The sequence below is a fragment of the Pandoraea pnomenusa genome, from assembly GCF_040391475.1.
In the GTDB taxonomy this organism is placed as follows: domain Bacteria; phylum Pseudomonadota; class Gammaproteobacteria; order Burkholderiales; family Burkholderiaceae; genus Pandoraea; species Pandoraea pnomenusa_C.
On record NZ_JBEBXS010000009.1, the window covers coordinates 191810 to 217626 of the forward strand.

Consider the following 25817-nt stretch of genomic DNA (forward strand, 5'->3'; position numbering starts at 1 on the left):
CCGGATGCTTCGCAGGAAAAGACCGGCGGCGTCACCGCCGGTCTTCGAAGTCTCGTCATCACGCCATCACCCCCGCCTTCGCCTTCTCCCGCCCGCCGAAATCTGTCGCACAATAGGGCACACGCTGGCGAGATCTCGACCCGATCCGGTGCAATGCCGATCGATACCCGCCAGTCTGAAATCCCCATCGAAGTCAGGAGACACGACATGGCGAATCAGCAATACGAGGGTGGATGCCATTGCGGTGATTTGCGATTTACCGCAAATATTGATTTGTCCAAAACAATTGCGTGCAATTGTTCGATCTGCAAGAAGCGTGGTTTGATTCTCGCCTTTACGCCGATGGGCGAGTTTTCGCAGACGGCTGGCGTGGGAAAAGCCAATGAGTATCTGTTCAACAAACATGTGATCCGGCATCAGTTTTGCCCCAGGTGTGGCGTCGAGGCTTTTGCCTTTGGCGAAATGCCGGACGGCACCCCGATGGCGGCGGTCAACGTGCGCTGTATCGATGAAATTGACCTGAACACCGTGCATCCCGCGCCGTTCGACGGTGCCAGCAAGTAAGCCTGTCGGTAAGGCGGTTCGCTGCTGGGCTGCCGATGTCTTACGCGGCGAACACGTCTTCGTATTTCGGTATTCGTTTTAATAGATTAATTAATATACGAACACGGATATTTCTTCGTGGATATTCGCAATGCCGGATTTGATGTGTGAAACCGGCATTCGTTTTTTCTTGGAATCCGTTCGGAATTCTCCGGTCCGGAAGGTTTGAAAAGCCATAGCGTGAGAATCAGGGGTGAATTGACTCAAGATTCTCGGATGCTTGCCCGTTATGAAATGCGATGGTTTGGTTTTTTTCGCATTTGGAGCGGGCATGAAGTTCTTGGGTAGTCTCAAAATCGGCACGCGGTTGACCGTCGGGTTCGCCATCACGCTGATTCTGCTGTGCATTGTGGGTGGCATGGCTGTGTTTCAGGCGTCGCGTATCTATGCGGGCACGCGCGATCTCGCCGATAACTGGCTGCCCAGCGTGCAAACGCTCGGCAAGGCACAAGTGGCGGCCAATGCCACTCGTCGCGCCACGTTGGCCGTGCTGCTCACCACGATCGACAGCTCGCGCGTTGATGAAACGAACAAGCGTCTGGCGGCCATCGACCAGATGAACAAGACGCTCGAGAGCTACAACAGCATGGTGGCCTCCGACGTGGATCGTCGGGCCTACGACGCAGTGCGCGAAGCGTGGGGCAGCTATCTGGCCATCGACAACCGCATCGCCGAGCTGCAAAAGGGCGACGACGATGCGAAGACGCAAGCGCGCACGTTGGCCATGACGGACGCAGTGAAGGCGTTCGACGTGCTGAGCCAGCGTTTGTCCGAACACGTGGCAGTGAACCGGGCCGGCTCGGTGAAAGCGACAGACGCCGCCGCGACCAACTATCACACCGCTTTCATCGCCGCGATCGTGCTGATTCTGCTCGCGCTCGGCGTGAATATCGTGATCGCGCTGATCATCACACGCTCGATCACGGTGCCGATCGGCCGCTGCGTCGATATCGCGCAAACGGTGGCGCGTGGCGATCTGACCTCGCGCATCGACGTGCAGGGCAAGGACGAACTCGCCCAACTGCTCGGCTCGCTGCGCGACATGAACACGAAGCTGGCGCAGGTCGTGGGTCAGGTGCGCAATACCAGCGAAAGCATTGCCACCGGCTCGGCGCAGATCGCCGCAGGCAACACGGACCTGTCGTCGCGCACGGAGCAGCAGGCAGCGTCGCTTGAAGAAACGGCGGCGAGCATGGAAGAGCTCACGACGACCGTCAAGCAGAACGCCGACAACGCCGATCAGGGCAACATGCTGGCGTCCAACGCTTCGCAAATCGCGCAGCGTGGCGGTGAAGTGGTGCGTCAGGTCGTCGAGACGATGCGCGAGATCTCGGAAGGTTCGGCGCGCGTGTCGGACATCACGAGCGTGATCGAAGGCATCGCCTTCCAGACCAATATCCTGGCACTCAACGCTGCGGTGGAAGCCGCCCGCGCCGGGGAGCAAGGGCGCGGCTTTGCCGTGGTGGCCGGGGAAGTGCGCACGCTGGCGCAGCGCAGCGCCAACGCAGCCAAGGAAATCAAGGAACTGATCGACGCCTCGACGCGCCAGGTCAGCGACGGTGCGAAGCTCGTCTCCGAGGCGGGCAGCACGATGGACGAGGTCGTGACTGCGGTCCGGCGCGTCACCGATCTGATGGCGGAGATCGCCGCCGCGTCGACCGAGCAGCGTACCGGCATCGAACAGGTCAATCAGGCGGTCATGCAGATGGATACGGTCACGCAGCAGAACGCGGCGCTCGTGGAAGAGGCGTCGGCAGCGGCGCAGTCGATGGCCGCACAATCGGGCGGGCTGCGCGAACTGGTATCGATCTTCCGTCTGGATGGCACGGCCCAGGCGTCGCAGGCGGCGCAGCCGTCATTCCATGCGGAGGCGGTCAACTACACGCCGCCGCAACGGTTGCGCGCCTGAGCGCCTGGGCGTTGCTTGGGCCTTATAAGGCGCGCTCGTCTCACCGGCAATAAAAAGCGGCTCGCCTGCGCACGCTGGCGAGCCGCGAATACCTGACGCTCTCACCAGCGTCAGGCCCACGGGACCGCATGCGTCCCATGTGCTTTCCGGCACCGGCGAATGTCGTCGATGCCGCACAACCGGTGTCCGGCCACCCGCCCCCCGGTAATGAGGCGGCCGGTTCCGATATCACTTCCCTGCCAGCATCGAGCCGCGCTCGCGCAGGTTCACGTGCATGTCGAAAGCGCGCTCCAGCGCATGCGGCGTTTGTCCACCGTAGCGCAGTGCGTCGCGATAGTAGTCGCGCAGCACTTCGCGATAGCTCGGATGTGCGCAATGGTCGATCACGAGATTCACGCGCTCGCGCGGTGCCAGCGTGCGCAGATCGGCCAGGCCCTGTTCGGTCACGATGATGTCCACGTCATGCTCGTTGTGATCGACGTGCGGCACCATGGGCACGATGCTGGAAATCTTGCCGTCCTTGGCGATCGACTTCGTTGCGAAGATCGCCATGCGGGCGTTGCGCGCGAAGTCTCCCGAGCCGCCGATGCCGTTCATCATGTGCGTGCCCCCCACGTGTGTGGAGTTCACGTTGCCGTAGATGTCGGCTTCCAGCGCCGTGTTCAGCGCGATCAGTCCCAGTCGACGAATCACTTCCGGATGGTTGCTCACTTCCTGCGGACGCAGCACGAGCTTGTCGCGATAGCGCTCCAGGTGCTTGAACACGCGATCCTGGACGGCTTGCGAAACCGTGATCGACGAGCCCGAAGCGAACACCATCTTGCCCGCGTCCATCAGTTCGAAGGTCGAATCCTGAAGCACCTCGGAGTACATCGTGAGGTCTTCGAACGGCGAGTCGATGAAACCGGTGAGCACCGCGTTGGCGATCGTACCGATGCCCGACTGGATGGCGGGCAGGGTGTGCGGCAGGCGTCCGCGCGAGACTTCGTGCTGGAAGAACTCGATCAGATGGCCGGCGATCATCTGCGTCTCGGCGTCGGCCGGCAGCGCGTTCGAGGCGCTATCGGGCGTGTCGGTGATAACGATGGCGGCGATCTTCTCCGGCGCAATCTTCACGACGTTCGTGCCGACGCGGTCGCGCACGTCGACGATCGGCAACGGCGTGCGGTGCGGGCGCTGACCCGGAATCCAGATGTCGTGCATGCCCTCGAACGCCAACGGCTGCGCGAGGTTGATCTCGACGATCACTTTCTCGGCGAGGATCGCGAAGCTGGCGGAGTTGCCGACCGACGAGCTTGGCACGAGGCCACCGTCTTCGGTAATGGCGACGGCTTCGATCACCGCAACGTCGAGCTTGCCGAACTGGCCCGTGCGCAGGAATTCCACCGTTTCGGAGAGATGCTGGTCGACGAACATCACGTCGCCGCGATTGATCGCGCTGCGCAGCGTGGTGTCGACCTGGAAGGGCAGGCGCTTGGCAAGTACGCCGGCTTCCGTGAGTGTCTTGTCGGAGTCGTGCCCCAGCGATGCCCCGGTGATCAGCGTGATCTTCATCGGGTGCGCTTTCGCGCGCTTGGCCAACGCAATCGGCATGTCCTTGGCGTCGCCGGCGCGGGTGAACCCGCTCATGCCGACCACCATGCCGTCACCGACCAGCTTGGCAGCGTCGTCGGCGCTCATCACCCGGTCGCGCAGCGACGCCAGGCGGATGCGATCTTCAAACATCGTGATGCTCCTCGTCTCTCTTATTCGAATCTCTTGAATTCAGCGCATCCGGCTCGGGTAGGGCGCCGGCTCACGCTTGACTCGAAGTGTATTGACCCATCGGTCACATTTCCAATATATTGAACATGTTGTTTTCATACTTTTTATGTATTCATCTGGCCAACCCCTGATGGGGACGGGCTGAGACGGGAGCGGGCATGGAGTTGCGGCATTTGCAATATTTCATTGCGGTCGCCGAAGAGCGTCATTTCACGCGGGCGGCGGCGCGCGTCGGGATTCAGCAGCCCCCGTTGAGCCTGCAGATCCGGCAGTTGGAAACCGAGTTGGGCGGGCCGCTATTCGTGCGATTGCCGCGCGATGTCGTGCTGACGGAATTGGGCGAGGCTTTTCTGCCGGAAGCGCGGCAGATTCTCGAGCGGGTCGAGCGGGTCAAGCGCCAGATGCAACAAATCTCGCGGGGCGAAGCGGGGCATATCCGCATCGGTTTTGCGGGCGCGACATACTTCGAGCCACGTATTCCCGCCTGGATTCGCGATTTCCGTGCGCGGTATCCGGATGTCCAGTTGCATCCACAGCAAAGCAACACGGCGAGTCTGCTCGGCGCATTGCTGGATGAAACGGTCGACGCGGCGTTCGTGCGCACGCCGTTCGAATTTCCGCCGGGAATCGAGAGTGTGCTGGTGGCTGACGAGCCGATGGTGTTGGTCCTGCCGCTCGGCCATCCGATGTGCGCGCGCGAGCGGGTGCCACTGTCGGCGCTGGCGCATGAGGAGTTCATCTTGCTGCCGCGCGAGATCAGTCCGGCACTCTACGACCGGACGATTGCGGCCTGCGAATCAGCGGGATTCCGGCCGAAACTCGGGCAGGAAGCGCCGCAGATCACGTCGATTGTGCCGATGGTGGCCGCGGGATTCGGTGTCTCGCTGGTGCCCGCGTCGGTCAGTCAGATCCGAACGCCGGGCATGGGGTTCTGGCCCATTGAAGGAGAGGAGCCGCTCGCGCCGATCAGTCTCGCGTATCGCGAGAATCACGGCTCGGCGGCGCTGGACCGTTTTATCGAGATGTTGCCTGCAGATTTGCCAGACAGTGACGGCAGCGGATCGCCTGACGCTTGATGGTTTCGCCGCAGAAAAGACAGGACTTTTCGTCGCCGGCGAGCGAGGGGGCTTCGTTTGCTGCGGCCGAGGACACGCTTGCTGTGGCGGCCGCCGGCGCACTGGCCAGCGTCGGCAGTACGGGGGCGAGTGCAAAGCCCGCGCTGGCGCGACCAGTATTCGGCGAATCCACATAGGCGTCGTAGCCGCGCTGGCGCGGACTCGGAACGGCGTCGTCGCTCGCGGGTACCCAGCCGTTGGCGCGCAGTCGACCCACGAGCAGCGGGTGGATCAGCAGCGAGTAAAACAGGCACGTGGCGGGCAGGGAGATCGCAAGCGCGGTGTCCCAGATCAGCGCGGGGCCGATGGCCAGGACCGTCCAGGCGAGCGCGTGCCACGCGAAGCCGTAGGCCAGCAGGTAGAGCGGGCCAAGGAAGAACGCCGCGACACATGACAGATATGTGATCTCGACGACATCCCCGTTCGCTGGGTGGCGAAATTTGAGCGTCATGGCGAGGCCGTTGGGGGGAAGACGTCGCCACGGTAACCGAGTGCCGACCCCATTTCGTCCCACTCCGGGAGGGCCGCGAGGCGTGGCTGTGCAAGCCGAACGTGTGGCAATCCGATGCATCGGCGAGGGTGAGCTACACTTCGGGCATGCCCCGAAGGGATCCGGGGGCGCTACGTGGACGGCAAACTCCATGCAAACGCTCAGAAGGCTGACACGATGGCTGCCCCTGCTGTTCGGTGCCATCGCAGGCATGCTGGTGATGTTGCTGGTTGGGCAGATCGTACAGACGCGCGTCGACGACTTTCGGCTGCGAGCCTATGTGCACGACATCATGGGCTTCATGACCGACGCGTCGGTCTCGAGCCGCAACGCGCTGCAAAGCGCAATGTACAGCGGTGCGGTGCCCTGTACCGACGAAGATCTCGTCGTGCTGCGCCGTGTCGCCATGCGCAGCCCGTACTTTCACGATATCGGCCGGGTTCACGACTCGCGCCTGCTGTGTTCCGCCGTGGCCGGGCGCCTGAACCCGGAGCCCGAGCTGCCGCCCCCCGATCACGAGACCCGCAACGGTGTAAAGCTCTGGCACACGCTTTCGGGCATCGTCACGCCGGGCGTGCAGGTCAATGCTGTCGGCCTTGGCGATGTGGTCGTCTTCAGTCCGCCGGTGCTGCCGGAAAGGCTCTCGACACCCGAGCCCGGTTTCGCCTCGGTGGCGTCGACAAACGACCTGCGATTCCAGTTCTGGCGGGCGGGCCTGTTCGACGACCAGCAGAAGATCGAGCCGGGGCGAAAATCGCGCTGGCTCGACATTGGTACGCTTCGGCGGTTCTCCAGCTGCTCCAACAGTGCCGATGTGTGCGCGTCGGCCGTGTATGTTTCGTCGAATATCCTGACCAATCCGCTGGGATTGACACTGGTGCTGGTCATCGGCGTAGCGGCTGGCGCGATCCTGGGGCTCTGGTGGCGCTCTCGCCGCCGCTACCGCATGTCGATCGACTGGGTGACACAGCACGCGGCGGAGAGCGGCGACATTTTCGTCGTCTACCAGCCATTGGTGCGCCTGAGCGATCGCAAGATGGTCGGTGTCGAGGCGCTGGCGCGTCTGAACGACAGCGCGGGCGCCCCGATCTCCCCGGAGATGTTTATCCCGATTGCCGAGCGCCGCGGCGTGATCGGGCTCATCACCCGGCAGGTCGCGCGGCGTGCCCTGATCGAGATGCACGGGCGGGCACTCGCCGATCCCGAGTTCCACATCAGCATCAACCTCGCGGCGACCGACATCGTGGACCGCACGTTCCACACATATCTGAACCATCTCGCGGCGTCGTTGCGTGTGCCGCGTGCGCAAATCGCGCTCGAGATCACCGAGCGCTCCACCGACAACATGAAGCGCTTGCGCGAGGCGCTCGACCGGTTGCGGGTCGACGGCTATCAGATTCACATCGACGACTTCGGCACGGGTTTCTCGAACCTGGCCTACTTGTCGACGCTCAACGTGGATGCGCTGAAAATCGACCGTATGTTCACGCAGGCCATCGGCAAGGACGCCGTGGGCAGTGCCATCGTCGATCAGATATGCAAAATGGCGACGCTGCTCAACGTCGACGTGATCGTGGAGGGGCTGGAAACGGAAGCGCAGGCCGCCTATATGCTTGCCATCCATCCCCGAGTCATCGGGCAGGGGTGGTTATTCGGCAAGGCGGTCGTCGCAGAGGATCTGGACGGTGGCCTGAGAGATGCCTGCGTGCCGCCGGTGAACGAGGCGCTCGACGAGAAGGCATGACCGTGAAGGGATTTGTAATATTTGCGGCAGCGCATCAGGCAAATTACCGAGAATAACGACAGCCATTCGCCACTACAGTGGATTCACCGTGGTCCTGATGTGCCCCCGACCTCCACGGACTGCCCGGCTCGCCAATCTGGCGAGCCGCTTTTTTTTCCGACTGTGGGTCGGAAATGACGAACATGTTACGATTCCCCAAAAAACAGCGTTGGCAGGCAGTTCCATAGCTGTCGCTTCACAGCAGGTAAAGAAGGGGGACACGTGACCGACTCATTTCATTTTTCCTGGCGTTATGTCAGCCATTCGTCGCCTGGGCGACCGTACGAGCTGGCAGGTGCCGTGACGCCGCGTGCGGACGAACGCTTCGACGGCGCCGTCGATGCCTATTGCGATGGGCACTACATCGGCCGTTGCGAATTCTCGAGCGTCGATGCGCATGACGCGTCGGAAGCCGCCGAACAGATCCGAAAACGCACCGAGCGACGCATCGAAGATCGCGTCGCGAGCGAAAACGCTGCCGCCGCCTCGCCGCAGCTATCGCGGACGTCTCACTGATTCAAATTCCAATGCCGTGCCCGGCATGACGCGTGCGTCATGCCGTCTGGCGCGCGTTCTCGTGCGTGCATCGACGGTGCCGCACGTCTTCGGATCGCGCTCGCTCAGTGCCAGCGATGGCAGCAGCGACCGCCCCATCCCCCCCAGCCTCGCCCCCAACCCACCGAGAACGACACGTTGCTGACCCACGGCGACGGCGCATACGCCGGATACATCGGTGCATATGCGGGATACGCGACCGGATAGGTTGGATAGGTCGGATAGATCGGATAGGCAGCGTACGTCACCGGATAGCTCGGAGACGCCGCATACGTCGAATACTGCGGATAGCCTGCATACCCCGGATCTGCCGGCGCGGGTGCATAGGTCGCGGCCGCCGCACCCGGCGGCGGCGCAGGCGGCACGTAGTCCGGTGGCACTGGCGAACCGTTTGGATAAACGGGCGCGCGCGCTGACGGCGATGTCTGCGGCCGGTAATCCGGCGGCACCGGCGAATCGTTCGGATAGCGCGGTTGCGATGTGATCCCGGCAGGCGGTGGCGGCATCGGCGTAGTCCTGACGGGGGCTGCGGTAATGCTCGGTGTGGGCACCGGCGCAGTCGAAACGCCATCGGCGGCACCGGCCGTGCCTGGCGCGGCGCGCATGGCCTGCGGCACGACAGGATCAGGTGAAAGCGCGAGTGCGCCTCCCGGATACTGCACGACATAACAACCGGCCAACGGCAGGGCACACAGCAGCGAGACGAGCGGAGCGATTTTCATGGCGAGGAGTGTAGCGCAGCATGACGTGCGCGCCGCACGACGGATCGTGCGGGGGCATTACACGCCGTTATCGACGCCAGAGGCGAAAGACCGGTCACCGGTACGGCGACGCGCAGGCAGGTCACGCGCCCAGTCACACAAAGCCGTGCGAACCGTACAGGCAAAAAAAACGGCCAGCGCGTTGCTGGCCGTGAAATCCACCAGGAGGAGGTGGAGGAGACAGGTGCAACTATATCAGGGAAATCCCTAGACAGGTAAACCTTTGTCAAAAAAATCTGTAGAAAAACCACAGCTGCGACAATTCGCCGCTTCTTCACGCGCGCTTCACGTTTCTCCATGCCCCGTATGGCCATAGGGCAAAGTCCTGGACATCGCTGGATCCTGTCGATGGAGAAAAACCACATATTCAAATCTCGTTTGTCGGAACAGACGCGCTGGCGGCACCGTGCCGTGCTGGTGACATCGGCGCTGGCATCTGGCGGGAATATCAGTGTTAACACCAAGCATCGATTTACGTTCAGCGGGATAAACTTCCGCAAAGCGTAATTTTGGATGTGCCGGGAGGCGGCTTGCCGCTTGCGAATGCGCATCTGGAAGACTCTGCATGCCCGACCCGGGCGGCAGGGTGCCTGGGACGAGGCAACCAAGGGAAAACCGGCGCCTCGACCGGAACGCAATGACACGAAGTTGCGAGAACGTTTGGAGACAGGATGAAAGCAGCAGAAGTGAATGTGGGCACCCTGATCGACGAGAGTCGTCTGGGTGGCTATCAGTGGTGGGTGATCGCGCTGTGCGCGATGTGTCTGGTGGTAGACGGCTTCGATGTCCAGGCGATGGGCTACGTGGCGCCGGTGGTGATCCGCGAGTGGGGCATCGCCAAGGAAACGCTCTCGCCGGTGTTCGGCGCCGGATTGTTCGGCATGCTGGTCGGCTCGCTGACCTTTTCTGCACTGGCCGACAAGCTGGGGCGCCGTCCCGTGCTGATCGGCGCGACGCTGTTCTTCTCCGTGTGCATGATCGTGACGGGCTTTGCCAACTCGATTACCGAGCTGATCGTCTGGCGTTTCGCTGCGGGTCTGGGCCTGGGATGCATCATGCCGAACGCGATGGCGCTCGCCGGTGAGTACAGCCCGCGTCGCATTCGCGTGTCGCTGATGATGATCGTGTCGTGCGGCTTCACGCTGGGTGGCGTGGTCGGCGGCCTGATCACGGCCGCCATCATTCCGAGCCTGGGCTGGCGCGCGGTGTTCTACATCGGCGGCGCGATTCCGCTGGTGCTGGGCCTGCTGATGTGGGTTTCGCTGCCCGAGTCGATTCAATTCCTGATGTTCAAGAAGAGCGATGCGGCGCGCATTCGCAAGCAGTTGCAGCGTGTGGCCCCGACGGCCAGCCTGCCGGCCGACGCGCGTTTCGTACTCGACGAACAGAAGGCCAAGGGCGTGCCGTTCATCGAACTGTTCAAGGACGGCCGCGCCCGCGTGACGTTGCTCCTGTGGGTCATCAACTTCGCCAACCTGCTCGACATGTACTTCCTGTCGAACTGGCTGCCGACGGTGATTCGCGATGCAGGCTATTCGACGCAGGTCGCCGTGATGGCGGGTACCGCGCTGTGGGCGGGGGGCGTGATCGGCACGCTGCTGCTCGGCCGGGTGATCGATCGCGTGGGCTTCACGAGCGTGCTTGCCGTCACGTTCCTGATCGCCATTGCCGCCACGGCCGCGATTGGCAACCCGGTGGTGATGGTGTCGATGGTGGCGGTGTTCATCGCGATCTTCTTCGCGGGCTTCTCGATCATCGGCGGTCAACCGGCGCTCAACGCGCTCGCGGCAACGTACTACCCGACGTCGCTGCGCTCGACGGGTATCGGCTGGAGCCTGGGCATCGGCCGTATCGGCTCGGTGCTGGGCCCGGTGCTGGGCGGCGCCTTGATGCACCTGCAATGGTCGTCGTCGTCGCTGTTCCTGGCGGCAGCGGTGCCTGCCTGCGTGTCGCTGATCGGGGTGCTGGCGATCGCCCGCACGCAGCGCGCCGATGGCGGCAACCTGCGCACGGCCACGGCCGCTTGAGCGCGCCCATGACGTCCATCGACGCCGACCGCGCGCACCATGAGCAGCGGTTAGGGCTGCGATAACCATCGAGTATGAAAGTCCGACGCCCGCCAGCGTTATCATGGCGGGCGTCGTTCATTTTGCGGCGGCCGTTGCGATGCGCCACGCGTCGCATTGAATAACTAGAACGACAATGACAACGACGTCCGAAATCTCTCCTGCATTGCCTGCCGAGCGCGTGTTGCTGGGCATTCTCGGCCTGTTCATGATGATCGCCCCGGCCTCGACGGACATGTATCTGCCGGGGCTGACGACCATGCGCCACGAGTTGGGCGCAAGTGCCGCCGCCGCCCAACTTACGCTGTCTTACTTCTTCCTCGGTTTCGCTTTCGGGCAACTGCTGTGGGGCCCGCTGGCAGACCGCTTCGGTCGCCGTCGCCCGATGGCCGCCGGCATCGCGCTGTATATCTTCGGCAGCATCGGTTGCGCGTTCGCCGACAGCATGGACCACATGATGGCGTGGCGTTTCGTGCAGGCGCTCGGCGGCTGTGCCATGCCGGTGATTGCGCAGGCCATCGTGCGCGACGTCTATGGTCCGCGAAACAGTGCGCGCGCCTTCTCGATCATGCTGCTGGTCATGAGCGTGGCGCCGATCGTCGCGCCGCTAGTGGGCGGACAGATGTTGCGCTTTACCACGTGGCGCGTGATCTTCGGGGTGCTGGCGCTGTTCGGCGCAGTGGCCATGCTGGCACTCTGGCGCTTGCCGGAGACGGGGGCGGTGAGTGCGCGCCAGTCGGGGGGACCGCGCGCCGTGCTCGCTTCGTACTGGCATCTGCTGCGCGACCCGCATTTCGTCGGCTACATGGTGGCGGGCGGTGCGGTCTTCGGCGCGTCGTTCACCTACATTACCGGCACGCCGCTCGTGTACATGGAGTACTTCCATGTCTCGCCGCAGTTCTTCGGCGTGCTGTTCGGCATCAACATCGTGGGTATGGCGGCGATGACGGTCTTCAACTCGCGTCGCGTGGGGCAGATCGGTCCGTACCGTCTGATGCGTGTTGGCATCATCGGGTGCGCCATCGTCACGACGGCGCTGTGCGCTACGGTGTGGGCGGGCTACGCGATACTGCCGCTGATGGTGATGATGCTGTTCCTGTTTATGTCGCTGCGCGGCATCATCACGGCGAACTCGGTCGCCGGGGCGCTGGCGAACCACCCGACGCGTGCGGGCGCGGCGGCGGCGCTCGTCGGGAGCGTGCAATACGGCTTCGGCTTTGCTGCCGGCGGCTTGCTCGGCGTGCTCAACGACGGCACGCCGCGTCCGCTGGTCGCTGTCATGTGCGGCTTCGCGGTGTTGGCGCTGATCGCGTTGATGACCATGCTGCGCGATCCGGGCCACGCTCACGGGCATTGATGGCGGCGCACCTTCCAGGGGTGCGCCTCAGCGAGCCATCAGGTCTCGACATGCCGGGCAGGGATATTTCCCCGGCATGTCGATCCGATCGGTCTGCGCGTTACAGCGCCAGCACCAGTTTCTTGCCGCAGGCGCGCGAGCAGCACGACATCATCTTGCTGTTTGCGTCGCGCTCGGCACGCGTGAGCACCACGTCGCGGTGGTCCACGTCTCCGTCGAGCACCTGCACCTCACACGATCCGCACAGGCCTTCCTCGCAGTCGCTCTGCACGTCGATGTTCGCCGCGCGCAGTGCCGTGAGCAGCGTCTGGTCTGCGGGCACCGTCACCGTAATGCCGGAGTCCTTGAGCGTGACTTCGAACGCGTGCTCCTTCTCGGGGTCGAGCGTGCCCAGTTGCGACTGGAAGTGCTCGACACGCAGCGTGTCGTCCGGCCAGTGCGCGCAGCACTCGGCCAAACCGTCGAGCATGCGCATCGGGCCGCACGCGTACACCTGCGTATCCTCGCGCGGCGTGGCCAACAGGCTGGCGTAGTCGGCGCGCTGCCCCTCATCCTTGACCCACAGATGCAGACGTTCGCCATGCAGCGCCCGAAGCTCGTCGATCAGTGCCATCGTGTGACGGCTGCGCCCGCTGTAGTGAATCTCGTAATCGATGCCGAGTGCCTTCGCACGACGCGCCATCGCGGCAATCGGCGTCACGCCGATGCCCCCCGCGACGAAGATCGCGCGCGGCGTGGTCTCGTCCAGGCGGAAATGGTTGCGCGGGCCGCGAATGCGCAGGCGGTCGCCGGCCTTGACCTGCGTGTGCATCCAGTGCGAGCCGCCTCGACCGTCGGGCTCGTGCAGTACGGCAATCTCGAGCGCACCGGCGTCCGACGGATCGCCGCACAGCGAGTATTGACGCGACAGGCCCGTGTCGCCGCACTCGATGTCGATGTGCGAGCCCGGCGCCCAGCGCGGCAGGGTGCGGCCGTCCGGCGCCACCAGTCGCAGCTTCACGATGCCTTCGGCAGCGGCGGATACGGACTCGACCACGACCGGACGCGTGACGCTGTGCCCCGACGGTTCGCCGATACGGACGGGCGCCTGACGCGAGAGCACGGCCGGATCGTGCCGCTCCGGGTTCTGCGCCGGATCCCATTCGACCCACAGATGCTCAGGACCGCGGAACGACGTGTTCGGCACATAACTGAATTGCTGTTCGGCAAGCTTCATGTGCGGCAGGCGGCGCGTGAACTCTTCGAGGAAGATCTGCATCTCCATGCGCGCAAGGTTCTTGCCCATGCACTGGTGCGAGCCGTAGCCGAACGTCAACTGATCGCTCGCATTCTCGCGGCGGATGTCGAACAGGTCCGCATCGGCGAAGTGTCCTTCGTCGTGGTTCGCCGACGACGACACGATCAGCAGCTTCGACCCGGCGGCGATCTCGATACCGCCGATGGTCACGTCCTTCGTGGCGAGGCGCCGCCATGCGGCCACCGAACCGTTGTGACGCAGGCACTCTTCGACCGCGTTCGGAATCAGCGACGGATCTTCGCAGACCTCGCGCCACACATCCGGGTGCTGCAACAGCAGCTTCATTGCGTTGGCCGTGGCGTTGGCCGTCGTTTCGTGGGCGGCCACAATGCCCGCCATCATCATCGAATGCAGATACGAGTCGGTGACGACTTCCGGGTGGTCCTTCTGCTTGCGAATGCCGTATTGCATCCAGCCCGGGCCGTCCGGGTTCTGGCGCATCTTGTCGAGAATCTTGCCTGCCAGTTGCCAGAAATTGCCCACGGCGTGGGCGACGGCTACCTGCTCTTCGGGCTTCGGACGTCCCCACGTATTGACCGTGTGCGCGATGGAGTATTCGCGCAGCTTGTCCATGTCTTCTTCCGGCACGCCGAGGAAGTGCAGGGCAACCGTGAGGGGCACTTCCCACAGCATCTGGTCGACGAGATCGGCGCGACCGTCGTTCACGAAGCGATCGACGTATTCACGCGCAAGCTGGCGCACCAGAGGCTCGTGATGCTTCAGATGCTCGGGCGTGAACGGCTCCATCAGCACGCGACGGCGCGGCATGTGGGCCGGCTCGTCTTCGTTGACCAGCGTACGATTCAGTGCGAAGCCGTAGGAGGCGAGCACCGCATTGGCTTCCGGCCCCGTGGGCGTGATCTTTTCCAGCGCGATTGACGGGCTGAAGGTGATGTTGTCGCGGAAGATCGCCTTGATGTCGTCGTAACGGGTGACCACCCAGTAGCCGAGTTTCGGGCTGTAGAACACCGGCTCTTGCTCGCGTGCCCAGCGCACGTACTCGGGGGGATCTTGCTGATAACCGTCTTCGAACGGATCGAAGTCGGCCGCGCGCGCGCTCACCGGGCAGCCGTTCGGCGCCTTGGCGGGGGCAGTGGCCGCCGTCTGATGAAATGGGCAGCCGCCAGCGCTCGCTGCGGGGGTCTCGGGGGTGGGGGACATCGATTGATTCATCCGTTCACGCTCTCTCGGTCGGGTGCGACGGCGGCCCGGGCAGGGCGCGCGGCGACACACGCATTAAATCAAGTGTAGAGGAGCGGTGGACGAACCGGCGATCTGGGCGATCCGGGCAATTCGGGCGATATGCGCTGCGTTGCCGAACTCGCGCCCCGGTGGCGCCACGTCTCCTCAATCCGATGCGATTCGCGCCATGATGCTGGCGAGCGCTCGCATTCTGTTAATTCATTAAGCGTAAATATAATACGCATTGCGTAAATTGGTGGACTGGGGTTAACCTCTAGTCGAGCCGACACCGGGCAAGATCGATTTGCATCTTAAAATCTCGCCGATGACGACAAGCAAACGACCTACAGCCGGACGCCCGCGTAGCACGGCGGCGGCTTCCCGAGCCACGGACGGCGTCGCAGCCGCCGGCGGCGATACCCTCGATGCGCCGCGCGAGCGCGGCCGCCGCCAGCGTGTGCAATCGGCCGAAACCGGCATGGTGGTGCTCAAGGGCCTGGCCCGGCTGGGTGGCCGTGCGAGCCTCACGGCACTGGCGCTGCACGTGCAGCAAAGTCCCGCGAAGGTGCACCGGTACCTGATGAGCCTGGTGGAGGAGGGGCTCGTGGCACAGGACGCCGACTCGCAACATTACTACCTCGGTCTCGAGGCAATGCTCATCGGTGTGGCTGCGATGCGGCAGGCCGATCCGGTGCGCGCTGCGGAGCCCGGGCTGGTGCGTCTGCGTGAAGCTTTCGACGTCACCTGTTTCATTGCCGTGATGGGCAACAAGGGACCGACCATCGTGCGCTTCGAGGAGCCGGGGCTGCCGGTGACGATCAACGTGCGGATCGGCTCGGTCATGTCCGTGCTGTGGTCTGCGGCGGGGCGCGTTTTTCTCGGCTTGCTCGACGATCCGCAAGTGCTGGCGATGGCCGAGGGCGAACTGGCGCATGCCACACCGGAGCAGCGCGCGCTGCTCGACGCCACCGACCCGATCGGCGCACTGCGAGCCTCGGTGCGCGCCGCGCAGGCGGCGAGCGTTCGCGATACCAATTTGACGGGCATCAGCGCCCTGGCCGCGCCGGTCTTCAATTACGATGGGCGACTCGTCGGTGTCATCACGGCGCTCGGCGCCACGGGCGGTTTCGATGCCCGCCTGGAGAGCCCGATTGGCGAGGCCGTGCGTCGCGAAGCCCTGGCCGCCAGCCATGCGCTGGGCTACCGTCCGCCGCTGCCAGCCGGCGCCTGAGTGATTCGAAGACGTCGACAGCCGCTTAAGCGGCCGTCGACGTCCGCCGCTCCGATCCGTCGATCGGCGGAATCCCGAACACGCATTCCGGCGCCTTTCCCCTGCTTTTTCATCTCATCCAGGCCAGACGCGTGTGCTATTATTTGATAATGATTCTCATTATCAAATGAATGGCCACCGATGAGCGCGGACAAGTCGAGACGCGTCGCCGGAGACCTCGTCGACGGAGGTCGTCAATGCTGATGTTGAAACGGACGCTCGATCTGACGCCGCGTGTGGCATCGATCCCCACGCCGTCCATGACGTATGTGCCGCTCGGCCAGTTCGGGCAGGGGGAGCGCAAGCTCTCGGGTGGGGCGCAGCATCGTGCCCTGGCGAGCAGCGACATGGCCGCCGCACACCGAAGCGCAGTCCCGCCGCCGCTCCCCGAGTGCAGCGGCGACGAGCTTTGGCTGTGGCGTTTTCTGCTGGCGGGGCGCCCGTTCGGTGCGACGGGCGCTGCGGCAGGCGGCCCGGACGACGGCACAACGTGGCTGTCGGCAGAAGAGCACGCGCTCGCGAGGCGATTGCCGCGTCCGCAGATGCGCCATCGCTTTCTCTCCGAGCGTATCGCGTTGCGCTGGATTTTTGGTCGCTGGTTTCGCTGCCCGCCCGGGCAGGCCCCGGTGCCGGCCGCCACGCCCGGCGTGTCGTCGCTCGCGTGCGACGGGCCGCACGGCAAAGTCTGGGTGGACATGGCGCACGCAGGGCTGTGGTTGTTCGTCGTGCTGGGGCAGGGACCGCTGGCGCTGGCCGCTCACGCGCCCACACCGGCAGGTGCCGACGATGCCGATGTTGCCGTCCGACCGGAAGATCGCTTGCTGGCCACGCCCGATCCATTCGCGGTGGCGCGCGATGCGGCGCACCGTCTGTGCCTTGCGCGTCTGGCAGGAGAGGGGGAGGTGTTGACGTCGAACGCCGAGGTCCCGTTGCTCGCGCATCCGTACGTGAGCGTGCCCTACGCAGGGCGCACGCGCTATCTGTACGACATGTCGGTGAGTTCGCGCCTGACGGTCGTGACGGCGCGCGACAGCATCGTTCACCGGATGCGGGCGTTCGGTTGGCAGAACTGACGTTTCGATGCGACAGCGTTGACGGCAGTGGCGGCACCCGAATATCCATATGTTGCGGACGAAGGGCAGCTGTCCTGAATTTGCGCTATTCTGGCCCGCTGTTTCGCCATCCGTCATCGACTTCCTGGAGAAGAAGCTCATGCGCCGTTGCTCGCGCCATACTCTTGCTGCCGTTCTGACTGTCCTTTCCCTGCCGATGGTGCCGCTTGCCGCGCACGCCAAGGCACTCACCGTGTGTACCGAAGCGAGCCCCGAAGGTTTCGACGTGGTGCGCTACAACTCGCTGACGACCACGAACGCCTCGGCCGATCCGGTGTTCAACCGTCTGGTCGAATTCGACGCCGCGCAGGCGAAGGTGGTGCCGAGCCTGGCGACGAAGTGGGAAGTCAGCCCCGACGGGCTGACCTACACGTTCACGCTGCGCCCGAACGTAAGCTTCCACAGCAACGATCTCTTCAAGCCGACGCGCGCGTTCAATGCCGACGACGTCGTCTTCACGTTCGATCGCATGCTCAACGACAATGCGCCGTGGCACAAGCTCACGCCGTCGGGCTTCCCGCATGCGCAGTCGCTCTCGCTGGGCAAGCTGATCAAGTCGGTGCAGAAGGTTGACGACAACACCGTGCGCTTCACGCTCTCCGAGCCGGACGCCGTGTTCCTGTCGATGTTGTCGATGGGTTTCGCGTCGATCTATTCGGCCGAATATGCCGACAAGCTCGTGGCCGCCAACAAGACGGATGAACTCAATGCAAAGCCGATCGGCACGGGGCCGTTCGTCTTCCGCAGTTATCAGAAGGACAGCGTCGTGCGTTACGACGCGAACAAAGCCTATTTCGGCGGCACCCCGGCGTCGGAGCGTCTGATCTACACGATCGTGCCTGATGCGGCCGTGCGCGCGCAGAAGGTGAAGGTCGGCGAATGCCAGATCGCGCTCTCGCCCAAGCCGCTCGACGTACAGGCTGCGCGCAGCGACAAGGCGCTCAAGGTGGTCGAGACGCCCGCGTTCATGACCGCGTTCGTCGCCATCAATACGCAGCACAAGCCGCTGAACGATGTGCGCGTGCGTCAGGCGCTGAACATGGCGTTCGACAAGCCGAGCTACGTCAAGCAGGTCTTCGAAGGCACGGCCACGCCGGCGGTGAACGTGTATCCGCCGAATACGTGGAGTTATGCGAAGGGCGTGGCGGACTATCCGCTGAACATCGAAAAGGCGAAGAAGCTGCTGGCTGACGCCGGCTTCCCGCAAGGCTTCGAGACGACCATCTGGACGCGCCCGGCCGGCAGCCTGCTGAATCCGAACCCGCGCGTGGGTGCCGAGATGCTGCAAAGCGATCTGGCGAAGATCGGCGTGAAGGCGCAGATCAAGACCGTGGAGTGGGGCGAGCTGATTCGCCGGGGCAAGGCGGGCGAGCACGACCTGTTGTTCATGGGCTGGTCGGGTGACAACGGCGACCCCGACAACTTCCTCACACCGCAATTCAGTTGTGCGGCCGTGACTTCGGGCACGAACTTCGCGCGCTTCTGCGACGCGAATCTCGACAAGCTGATCAGCGATGGCAAGCGCACGCATGACATTGCCGCGCGCACGGCGAAGTATCAGGCGGCGCAAAAGACGATCAAGGACGACGCGCTGTGGATTCCGCTGGCCCACCCGGTCGCCTCGGTGATTACGCGTGCCGACGTGTCGGGCTATCAGGTGAGTCCGTTCGGGCGCCAGAATTTCGCGACGGTGAAGGTCAAGTAACGCGAAGTCCGATGCAGTAACAAAGGGCCATGTCCGGCGACGGACATGGCCCTTTCTCATGTGACGCTTCAGTGCACGGTTCAGACGTCAGGCGTCAGGCGCGCTCTCCGTTTCACCGATCCGGAAGATCTGCGACAAGTCCCAATCTCCCATGCCACGCTGTTCGGCGTCCTTGAGCAACCGGCGTACCTCCGGCAGCACGCGTTGCACGGTGGCGCTCGCATGCGCGAGTTCGGCAATGGCATCGAGGTCCTTGAGAATCACGCGCACGGTGCCGGTCGCGTGTTCGGGCGGCGTCACCATACGTGGCCAAAGCGTCTGCATCAGAACGGAATCGGCCCAGCCGCCTTGCAGTGCCGACGGCACCGCCGCCGTATCGATGCCGTTGCGTTTGGCGAGCACGAAGGCTTCGGCCAGTCCGGCGAGCGTGGTGGCGACGACGGCCTGGTTGGCGAGTTTCGTCGTTTGACCGGCACCGATGTCGCCCATGCGTGTGACGCGAGATGCGAACGCGCGCAGCACCGGCGTGACGGCAACGATCGCCTCGGCGGGGCCGCCCGCCATGATCGCGAGCGTGCCGGCCTCGGCGCCGCCGGTGCCGCCTGACACGGGGGCATCGATCCACACGCTGCCGGTGGCGTCGAACCAGCGCTTGGCGAGCGAGCGGGTGAGCGCGGGCGAGAGCGTCGAGTGATCGACGATAAATCGCGGTGGCGTGGCTGCATGCACCAGTCCGTGCTCGCCGAAGACCACGTCTTCCACGGCCTTGCCGTCGCCGAGGCACAGCAACGCGATGTCGACGCACTCGCCGAGCGCCTGCGGGGTGACGCAGGCCATCGCGCCCGCATCGGTCAGGGAGGCAAGCTTCGCGCTGGAGCGATTCCAGACGGCGACGTCGTGTCCGGCGGCGAGTAGTCGCCGCGTCATCGGTTCGCCCATGCGGCCAATGCCGCAAAAGCCTACGCGTGGGGTTGTCATCGTTTCGATTCCTCGTGGGTTGGCGTCTCCCCGATCGAGGCTTCGTACGGCCAGTCCACGGCACCGGAATGCGTCACGGCGCCGAGCTTCGCCGGACGCACGAGCGCTTCGTACTTTTCGAGCACACCGCCCAGACGTCCGCGAACGAAAGGCTTGGTCACGGCCGCGCGGGCCGCGAGTTCCTCGTCGGAGAGTTCGACGTCGAGCTTACCCTTGATTGCATCGATGTGGATGCGGTCGCCATCGCGCAGCAGCCGGATCGGTCCACCTGCCGCCGCTTCGGGGCCGACATAACCGATGCACATGCCGCGCGTGGCGCCGGAGAAGCGCCCATCGGTCAGCAGCGCGACCTTCTCGCCCATGCCTTGCCCGTAGATCGCCGCGGTCACACTCAGCATTTCGCGCATGCCGGGGCCGCCCTTCGGGCCCTCGTTGCGAATCACGAGCACATCGCCTTCGCGGTACGTGCCCGCAGCGACCACCGCCATGCAGTCCTCTTCGGTCTCGAACACACGTGCCGTACCCGAGAAGGCCAATTGCTTGAGGCCCGCGGTCTTGAGGGCGGCGCCGTCCGGGGCGAGGTTGCCGCGCAGCACCACGAGACCGGCGTTGGGGGAGAGCGGCTCGGTGTGGGGCTTGACGACACGTCCGTCGGGACCGGGAAACGCACGCAGCGCGGCTTCGAGCGTTTCGCCGCTCTGCGTGAGCGTGTCGCCGTGAATGTGGCCGCCGGCAAGCAGCGCGTTGAGCACGGCAGGCACGCCGCCCACATGATGCAGGTCGACGGCAAGGTAGCGCCCGCCCGGTTGCATGTCGCCGATGAGCGGCGTGCGGGCGAGCACTTCGGAGACGTCGTCCAGCGTGAATTCGATGCCGGCTTCGTGGGCGATGGCCGGGATATGCAGCATGGCATTGGTCGAGCCGCCCGTTGCCGCAACGGCGGCGCAGGCGTTCTCGAGACTCTTGCGTGTGACCAGATCGCGCGGCAGCGGACCGCCGTTGCGCAGCGCGCGCATCACGTTCTCACCGGCGCGGCGGGCAATGGCGATGCGCTCGCTGTACACCGCAGGCACCATGGCCGACCCGAGCGGGGCGAGGCCCAGCACTTCGGCCACCATGGCCATCGTGTTCGCCGTGAATTGTCCCGGGCAGGAACCGGCTGTCGGCGTGCAACGCTTTTCGATGCCACGCAGCGTCTCGGCCGACATGTCGCCACGTTGCGCCGCCCCCACGGCCTCGATGGCGGTCAGGATCGTGGCCTGCGAACCGTCGGGAGCAACGCCGGGCAGCATGGCGCCGCCAAAGAGAAACACCCCGGGCACGTTCACACGGACCATGCCCATCAGAATGCCCGGCAGTGTCTTGTCGCAACCGGCCACGCCCACGAGCGCGTCGTAGCAATGCGCACGCACGAACAACTCGACGCTGTCGGCAATCGTCTCGCGCGAGACCAGCGAGAAGCGCATGCCCGAATGGTTCATCGAGGTGCCGTCGGAGACTGAGATCGCCGAGCCGCGAATCGGCACACCGCCACCGGCGGCAATACCCAGACGCACGTTGTCCGAGATCTGGTTGAGCGACATGGAACACGGCGTGTTTTCACCGAAGGTGTCGACGATGGCGACAAACGGCTTGTCGATGGCTTCGTCGTCGAGGCCGGTAGCCCGCAGGAAGGCACGGTGCGGCGTGCGCGTGACGCCTTCGGTGACCGTGCGGGAGCGGTGTTTGTGCAGATCTGTCATGGGGGGACTTCCTTGTAGGGAGCGCTCGAACACTCAGGTGTTGAGCAGCAAACCGTTTTCGATGGCCAGCACCTGGCCCGTCATGGCCGGCGCGTGTGCGGCGAGGAACCAGGCCAGATCGGCGACTTCCGACGGCTGTGACACCCGCTTGAGCGGTGCGTTCTCGCGCATGCCGTCGACCACGCGGGCGTAAGCGTCGTCGCCGAGCACGCGGCGCAACAGGCCGTCGTCGACCATGCCCGGTGCGATGGCGTTCACGCGCACTTGCGGGGCGAGATTGCGCGCCAGCGAAAGCGTGAGCGCGTTGACCGCGCCTTTCGACGCAGCGTACGCAATCGACGATCCCGTGCCGTTGAGCGACGCCAGCGACGAGATGTTGATGACGCTGCCCGATGGCTCGCCGGCCGTGCGCTCGCGCAGCAGGGGCGCGGCCGCACGCGTCATCTGGAACATGCCGATGAGGTTCACGCGATAGATGCGCTCGAACTCGTCGGCATCGATGGCCTCGAGATCGCCGTGCGGAATCACCCGCGTGGTGCCGGCGCTGTTCACGAGGGCGTCGAGCCGCCCCCATTGGGCGCGCACCGCATCGACCATGCGGCGGCAGGCGTCGTCGTCGCCCACGTCGGCGTCGACGACGAGCGTCTGCACGCCCGCGTCGCGGCATTGCGCTGCCACGGCCTCGGCTGCGGCGCGCGTGCTGTCGTCGAAATTATTGACGGCCACTGCCCAGCCACCGCGCGCGAAACGCAAGGCGGTGGCGGCACCGATACCGGTGGCTGCACCGGTCACGAGACAGACAGGTGTACTCATGCGCGACCCCGTTGCGAGCCCAGCGAGAGCACGATGAAGGCTCCGCCGACGAGGGCGCACGCCAGCACGATCATACCCGGCAACAGTTGCCCGGTGCTGTCCTTCAGAAAGCCGATGACGTACGGGCTCACGAAGCCCGCAAGATTGCCGGTCGAGTTGATCAGCGCGATGGCGGCGGCTGCACCGGCACCGCTCATCATGGCCGTGGGAATGCCCCAGAAGACCGGCGCGATCGAGTTGATGCCGATGGCGGCCACGATGAGCGCGGCCATCGACCACCACAGATGTTGCGCCAGCAGCACTGACGCGAGCATGCCGGCGGCACCCAGCAGACAGCACACGGCCACGTGAATGCGGCGTTCGTTGTGGCGGTCGGCATGGCGTGCAATGAGGATCATGGCCACGGCGCTGATCAGCGACGGCACGGCCGAGAGCAGACCGATGTTGCCGAGGTTGGCGACCCCGGCGGCGCGGATCATCGTCGGCAACCAGAAGACGAGTCCGTAGTTGCCCATGGCGATACAGAAGTAGAGCAGGCCGAGCAGCCAGACCTTGCCGTTGCCGAACACCTCGCGCACGCTGTGACGGGCGCGCGTGCTGTCGTCGGCCGCGAGGTCCTGGGCGAGCAGGCGCTTTTCTTCCGCGCTCAGCCACTTGACCGTCTCGATCCGGTCCTGCAACACGAAGAATGCCGCGATACCCACGACCAGCGACGCGACACCTTCGATCAGAAACAGCCATTGCCAGCCCGCGAGGCCGTGCACGCCGGCGAACTGCTGCATGATCCAGCCGGACAGCGGGCCGCCGATGGCACCCGAGACCGGAATCGCCACCATGAACAGCGCGATGATCTGCGAGCGCTTGTTCGACGGGAACCAGGTGGCGAGGTACAGCACGATGCCCGGGAAGAATCCGGCCTCGGCCACGCCGAGCAGGAAGCGCAGCACATAGAACGAGACAGGGCCCTGCGTGAACATCGTCAGGCAGGAGATGATCGACCACGTGACCATGATCCGGGCAATCCACATGCGCGCGCCAACACGATGCAGGATCAGGTTGCTCGGCACTTCGAAGATGAAGTAGCCGAGGAAGAACACGCCCGCCCCGGCGCCGTAGACGGTCTCCGACAGCGAAAGGTCGGAGAGCATCTGCAACTTCGCGAAACTCACGTTCACGCGGTCGATGTACGCCACGATGAACGCGAGGAACAGGAACGGCATGATGTGCCAGGTCAGCTTGCGGTACAGCGCATCGCGCTGCGTCGGGTCGCCGGCATACGCCTGCGCGCCGCCGGAAAGGGACGTGCTCATGGGTGTTGTCTCCGTGGGTGCGTGCCGTGGGGCACGTCGAGTTATCTGGCAGCCTGCCCGGGTTCGGTTATGTGCGCTGCGCGGATCGCCAGCGTTTTCTTCGACGCGTCTGGCGGTTCGCCAACGTGCGGGAACGCCCGCACGGCAGTGCTGCTCGTTCGCAGGGTAAGGGCTGCGCCGGGCGCTCGGCAAATCACACTTTGCGCACGCGACATTACCATTTGGTTATGATTGGGCGTTGCGCCGAGGTGCGATCCCCGTCCTTTGTGCGTCCTTTCGACAACTGCTCATCGCCCGCCATGCCCACGGCCGACAACTCCATCGAACGTTTTTTCCGTAGCGGTCTGAAGCTCGGGCACCTGCGCATGCTGGTGACACTGGGCGAATTGCGTCAGGTCACGCGCGTAGCGGCCGCATTTCATGTGACGCAGCCAGCCATCTCCAAGCAGATCGCCGAAATCGAGGAAGCCTTGGGGGCGCCGGTCGTGCGTCGCGTGGGCAACGCCGTGGAGTTGACCGGGATCGGACGCGTGCTCGTCGAACGAGGACGCGAGATTCTGCGGCAGATCGAACTGGCGCGACGCGACGTCAGCGCATTGACGGCCGGTACCGCGGGCCACGTGCGCTTCGGCGCTGTCGTCACGATCCCGCAGCCGTTGATCGCGCATGCGGTAGAGCTTTTTACGCGCCGCGCGCCGACGGCATCGTTCTCCTTCGTGGAAGCCACGCTCGATCGTCTGCTCAAGATGATGGACGAAGGCAACCTCGATCTGGCGCTCGGCCGCAATCGGGTGACGGGACATCTGGCCGTGATGCGCCATGAATCGCTCCATCATGAGCCGTTCGTGTTCGTGGTGGGCACGCGGCATGCCTTGGGCGGTCCTGACACGCCGGTAGCGTGGCAGGATTTGCAGGAGGTGCGTTGGATCACGCCGATGCGCGGCTCGCCTGCGTTCGCAACGATGGCCGAAATCCTGGCGGAGCATGGGGTGACGTTGCAGCGTCCGGCGATCGAGTCGAGTTCGCTGGCGTTGAATCTGTCGCTGCTGCGCGGTGGCGATTTCGTCTCGATCCTGCCGCTCTCGCTGGCCCGGCGTTACGTGCAACGTGGCTCGATGCGCGTATTGCCGTTGCCGCCGCTGGGGCCGTTGGGCGAAGCGATCCTGTATTGGCGCGAAGACACCACCACCCCGGCAGCACAACTGTTTGCGGCTTGTTTGCGCGAGTCGTCGGCCGAGCTGATCGACGCCAACTGACGCGTTTTCCGCGCGTTTTACTGCGCGCTGCAAGTTGGTGCGCGTTGTAAGCGTTTCATGAACGATACATTTTCCGCACGCCAGGCTTTGATGTCTTGTAAGTTGAGTTATTAATTCGTTGTAAATCAATGGGTTGGGTTATCTGGCACGGAATTCGCGTATGTGAATCGTGTATGGCGAAGCGCCAACCCGGAATTCCCGCAGGCTGTTGGCAAGGATCTCCTGTGCGTCATGGCACGGGACGGCTCTCTATTGCCCGCGATTTTGGCTGACGCGCTCACGCCGTAACGCAGAACCTTCTGGCGGGGTTCTGCGTGTTTCGAAGTGAGTGTGCGCGTGCGCGGGGAGGGAACCATGAACGGGTTCAAGGCGACTTTGGTGGGGGCGGCCGCAGCGGCGATGCTGTGCGGCCTTTCGATCAATGCTTCCTATGCTGCCGGAGGTGGTGGCGGTGGGCGTGGCGGAGGTGGCGGCATCGGATTCGGTGCCGGTGGCCTCGGCGGGCTCGGCGCCTTCGGTGGGCCAGGCGGTACCGGTACGGGTGTCGGCATTGGCGTCGGCGTCGGGATTGGCGGCGCGGGCGGCTGCGGCTGCGGCGGCCATGGTGGTGGTGGCGACGGTGGCGGTGGTGGCGGCGGTGGCGGCGGTGGCGGCGGTGGCGGAGGCGGTGGCGGAGGCGGCGGTGGCGGTGGCGGTGGCGGTGGCGGAGGCGGCGGTGGCGGTGGCGGTGGCGGCGGCGGTGGTGGTGG

At 64.5% G+C, this 25817-nt stretch carries 20 protein-coding genes; 12 read left to right on the plus strand and 8 right to left on the minus strand.

All coding sequences use genetic code 11. The features are described from left to right. The first annotated feature begins 207 nt into the window (after positions 1-207). Together ABWO90_RS12315 and ABWO90_RS12320 are read left to right on the plus strand one after the other, a co-directional pair. Positions 208-564, plus strand: a complete 357-nt coding sequence (locus tag ABWO90_RS12315; RefSeq protein WP_353191517.1) for a GFA family protein — start codon at positions 208-210, stop codon at positions 562-564. A 310-nt stretch (positions 565-874) separates the two neighbouring features. Next, positions 875-2512, plus strand: coding sequence for a methyl-accepting chemotaxis protein (locus tag ABWO90_RS12320; RefSeq protein WP_353191518.1), 1638 nt, complete (start codon positions 875-877; stop codon positions 2510-2512). Between the two features lie 228 nt (positions 2513-2740). Here the strand turns inward: ABWO90_RS12320 and scpC are convergent, their stop codons facing one another. Further along, positions 2741-4237, minus strand: coding sequence for a succinyl-CoA:acetate CoA-transferase ScpC (scpC, locus tag ABWO90_RS12325; protein WP_353191519.1), 1497 nt, complete (start codon positions 4235-4237; stop codon positions 2741-2743). A gap of 197 nt (positions 4238-4434) precedes the next feature. On the opposite strand from scpC, the gene ABWO90_RS12330 reads away from it, so the two are divergent. Further along, positions 4435-5352 (plus strand): LysR family transcriptional regulator, encoded by a 918-nt coding sequence (locus tag ABWO90_RS12330; RefSeq protein ID WP_353191520.1) that lies wholly within the window; start codon positions 4435-4437, stop codon positions 5350-5352. Here ABWO90_RS12330 and ABWO90_RS12335 read toward each other — a convergent pair. Then, entirely contained in the window at positions 5291-5842 is a 552-nt protein-coding gene (locus ABWO90_RS12335; protein WP_353191521.1) for a hypothetical protein, read from the minus strand. The two genes, ABWO90_RS12330 and ABWO90_RS12335, sit on opposite strands and share 62 nt — an antisense overlap. Positions 5843-6032: 190 nt before the next feature. Here ABWO90_RS12335 and ABWO90_RS12340 point away from each other — a divergent pair, with 190 nt between their 5' ends. Both ABWO90_RS12340 and ABWO90_RS12345 read left to right on the plus strand, forming a co-directional pair. Next, complete coding sequence (locus tag ABWO90_RS12340) at positions 6033-7625, plus strand: EAL domain-containing protein (RefSeq protein ID WP_353191522.1); 1593 nt, start codon at positions 6033-6035, stop codon at positions 7623-7625. 261 nt (positions 7626-7886) lie between these two features. Then, entirely contained in the window at positions 7887-8180 is a 294-nt protein-coding gene (locus tag ABWO90_RS12345) for a hypothetical protein (protein ID WP_353191523.1), read from the plus strand. A gap of 104 nt (positions 8181-8284) precedes the next feature. Here the strand turns inward: ABWO90_RS12345 and ABWO90_RS12350 are convergent, their stop codons facing one another. Then, positions 8285-8941 (minus strand): hypothetical protein, encoded by a 657-nt coding sequence (locus ABWO90_RS12350; protein WP_353191524.1) that lies wholly within the window; start codon positions 8939-8941, stop codon positions 8285-8287. Positions 8942-9651: 710 nt separating this feature from the next. Here ABWO90_RS12350 and ABWO90_RS12355 point away from each other — a divergent pair. Together ABWO90_RS12355 and ABWO90_RS12360 are read left to right on the plus strand one after the other, a co-directional pair. Next, the gene (locus ABWO90_RS12355) at positions 9652-11007 is read left to right on the plus strand and encodes an MFS transporter (protein ID WP_353191525.1); all 1356 of its coding nucleotides are present in this window, start codon (positions 9652-9654) and stop codon (positions 11005-11007) included. Between the two features lie 175 nt (positions 11008-11182). Continuing rightward, positions 11183-12403: a multidrug effflux MFS transporter gene (locus tag ABWO90_RS12360; protein ID WP_353191526.1), complete on the plus strand. Its 1221-nt coding sequence runs from the start codon at positions 11183-11185 to the stop codon at positions 12401-12403. Positions 12404-12503: 100 nt separating this feature from the next. Here ABWO90_RS12360 and ABWO90_RS12365 read toward each other — a convergent pair whose 3' ends face one another. Continuing rightward, positions 12504-14861, minus strand: a complete 2358-nt coding sequence (locus ABWO90_RS12365; RefSeq protein WP_353191527.1) for a cytochrome P450/oxidoreductase — start codon at positions 14859-14861, stop codon at positions 12504-12506. A gap of 346 nt (positions 14862-15207) precedes the next feature. Between ABWO90_RS12365 and ABWO90_RS12370 the strand changes: the two genes are divergently transcribed. The 3 genes from ABWO90_RS12370 to ABWO90_RS12380 all read left to right on the plus strand — a co-directional run bounded on the left by ABWO90_RS12370 (position 15208) and on the right by ABWO90_RS12380 (position 18969). Further along, entirely contained in the window at positions 15208-16113 is a 906-nt protein-coding gene (locus ABWO90_RS12370) for an IclR family transcriptional regulator (RefSeq protein ID WP_353191528.1), read from the plus strand. 236 nt (positions 16114-16349) lie between these two features. Then, a complete protein-coding gene (locus ABWO90_RS12375; protein ID WP_353191529.1) occupies positions 16350-17225 on the plus strand; it encodes a 4'-phosphopantetheinyl transferase family protein in 876 nt (291 codons plus the stop codon). 139 nt (positions 17226-17364) lie between these two features. Beyond that, the gene (locus tag ABWO90_RS12380) at positions 17365-18969 is read left to right on the plus strand and encodes an ABC transporter substrate-binding protein (RefSeq protein WP_502922596.1); all 1605 of its coding nucleotides are present in this window, start codon (positions 17365-17367) and stop codon (positions 18967-18969) included. A gap of 87 nt (positions 18970-19056) precedes the next feature. Here the strand turns inward: ABWO90_RS12380 and ABWO90_RS12385 are convergent, their stop codons facing one another. From ABWO90_RS12385 to ABWO90_RS12400, 4 genes are read right to left on the minus strand one after another with little or no spacing between them, the layout of a single operon-like run. Further along, a complete protein-coding gene (locus ABWO90_RS12385) occupies positions 19057-19947 on the minus strand; it encodes an NAD(P)-dependent oxidoreductase (protein WP_353191530.1) in 891 nt (296 codons plus the stop codon). Continuing rightward, positions 19944-21689, minus strand: coding sequence for a dihydroxy-acid dehydratase (ilvD, locus tag ABWO90_RS12390; protein ID WP_353191531.1), 1746 nt, complete (start codon positions 21687-21689; stop codon positions 19944-19946). Before ilvD ends, ABWO90_RS12385 begins: the two co-directional genes overlap by 4 nt. Positions 21690-21722: 33 nt before the next feature. After that, positions 21723-22502, minus strand: coding sequence for an SDR family NAD(P)-dependent oxidoreductase (locus ABWO90_RS12395; protein WP_353191532.1), 780 nt, complete (start codon positions 22500-22502; stop codon positions 21723-21725). Then, positions 22499-23812 (minus strand): MFS transporter, encoded by a 1314-nt coding sequence (locus ABWO90_RS12400; protein WP_353191533.1) that lies wholly within the window; start codon positions 23810-23812, stop codon positions 22499-22501. The genes ABWO90_RS12395 and ABWO90_RS12400 overlap by 4 nt, the downstream gene beginning before the upstream one ends. Positions 23813-24111: 299 nt before the next feature. Between ABWO90_RS12400 and ABWO90_RS12405 the strand changes: the two genes are divergently transcribed. Next, positions 24112-25068 (plus strand): LysR family transcriptional regulator, encoded by a 957-nt coding sequence (locus ABWO90_RS12405; RefSeq protein ID WP_353191534.1) that lies wholly within the window; start codon positions 24112-24114, stop codon positions 25066-25068. A 354-nt stretch (positions 25069-25422) separates the two neighbouring features. Then, positions 25423-25817: hypothetical protein (locus ABWO90_RS12410; protein ID WP_353191535.1), on the plus strand; the 395-nt coding region annotated here is incomplete at its 3' end.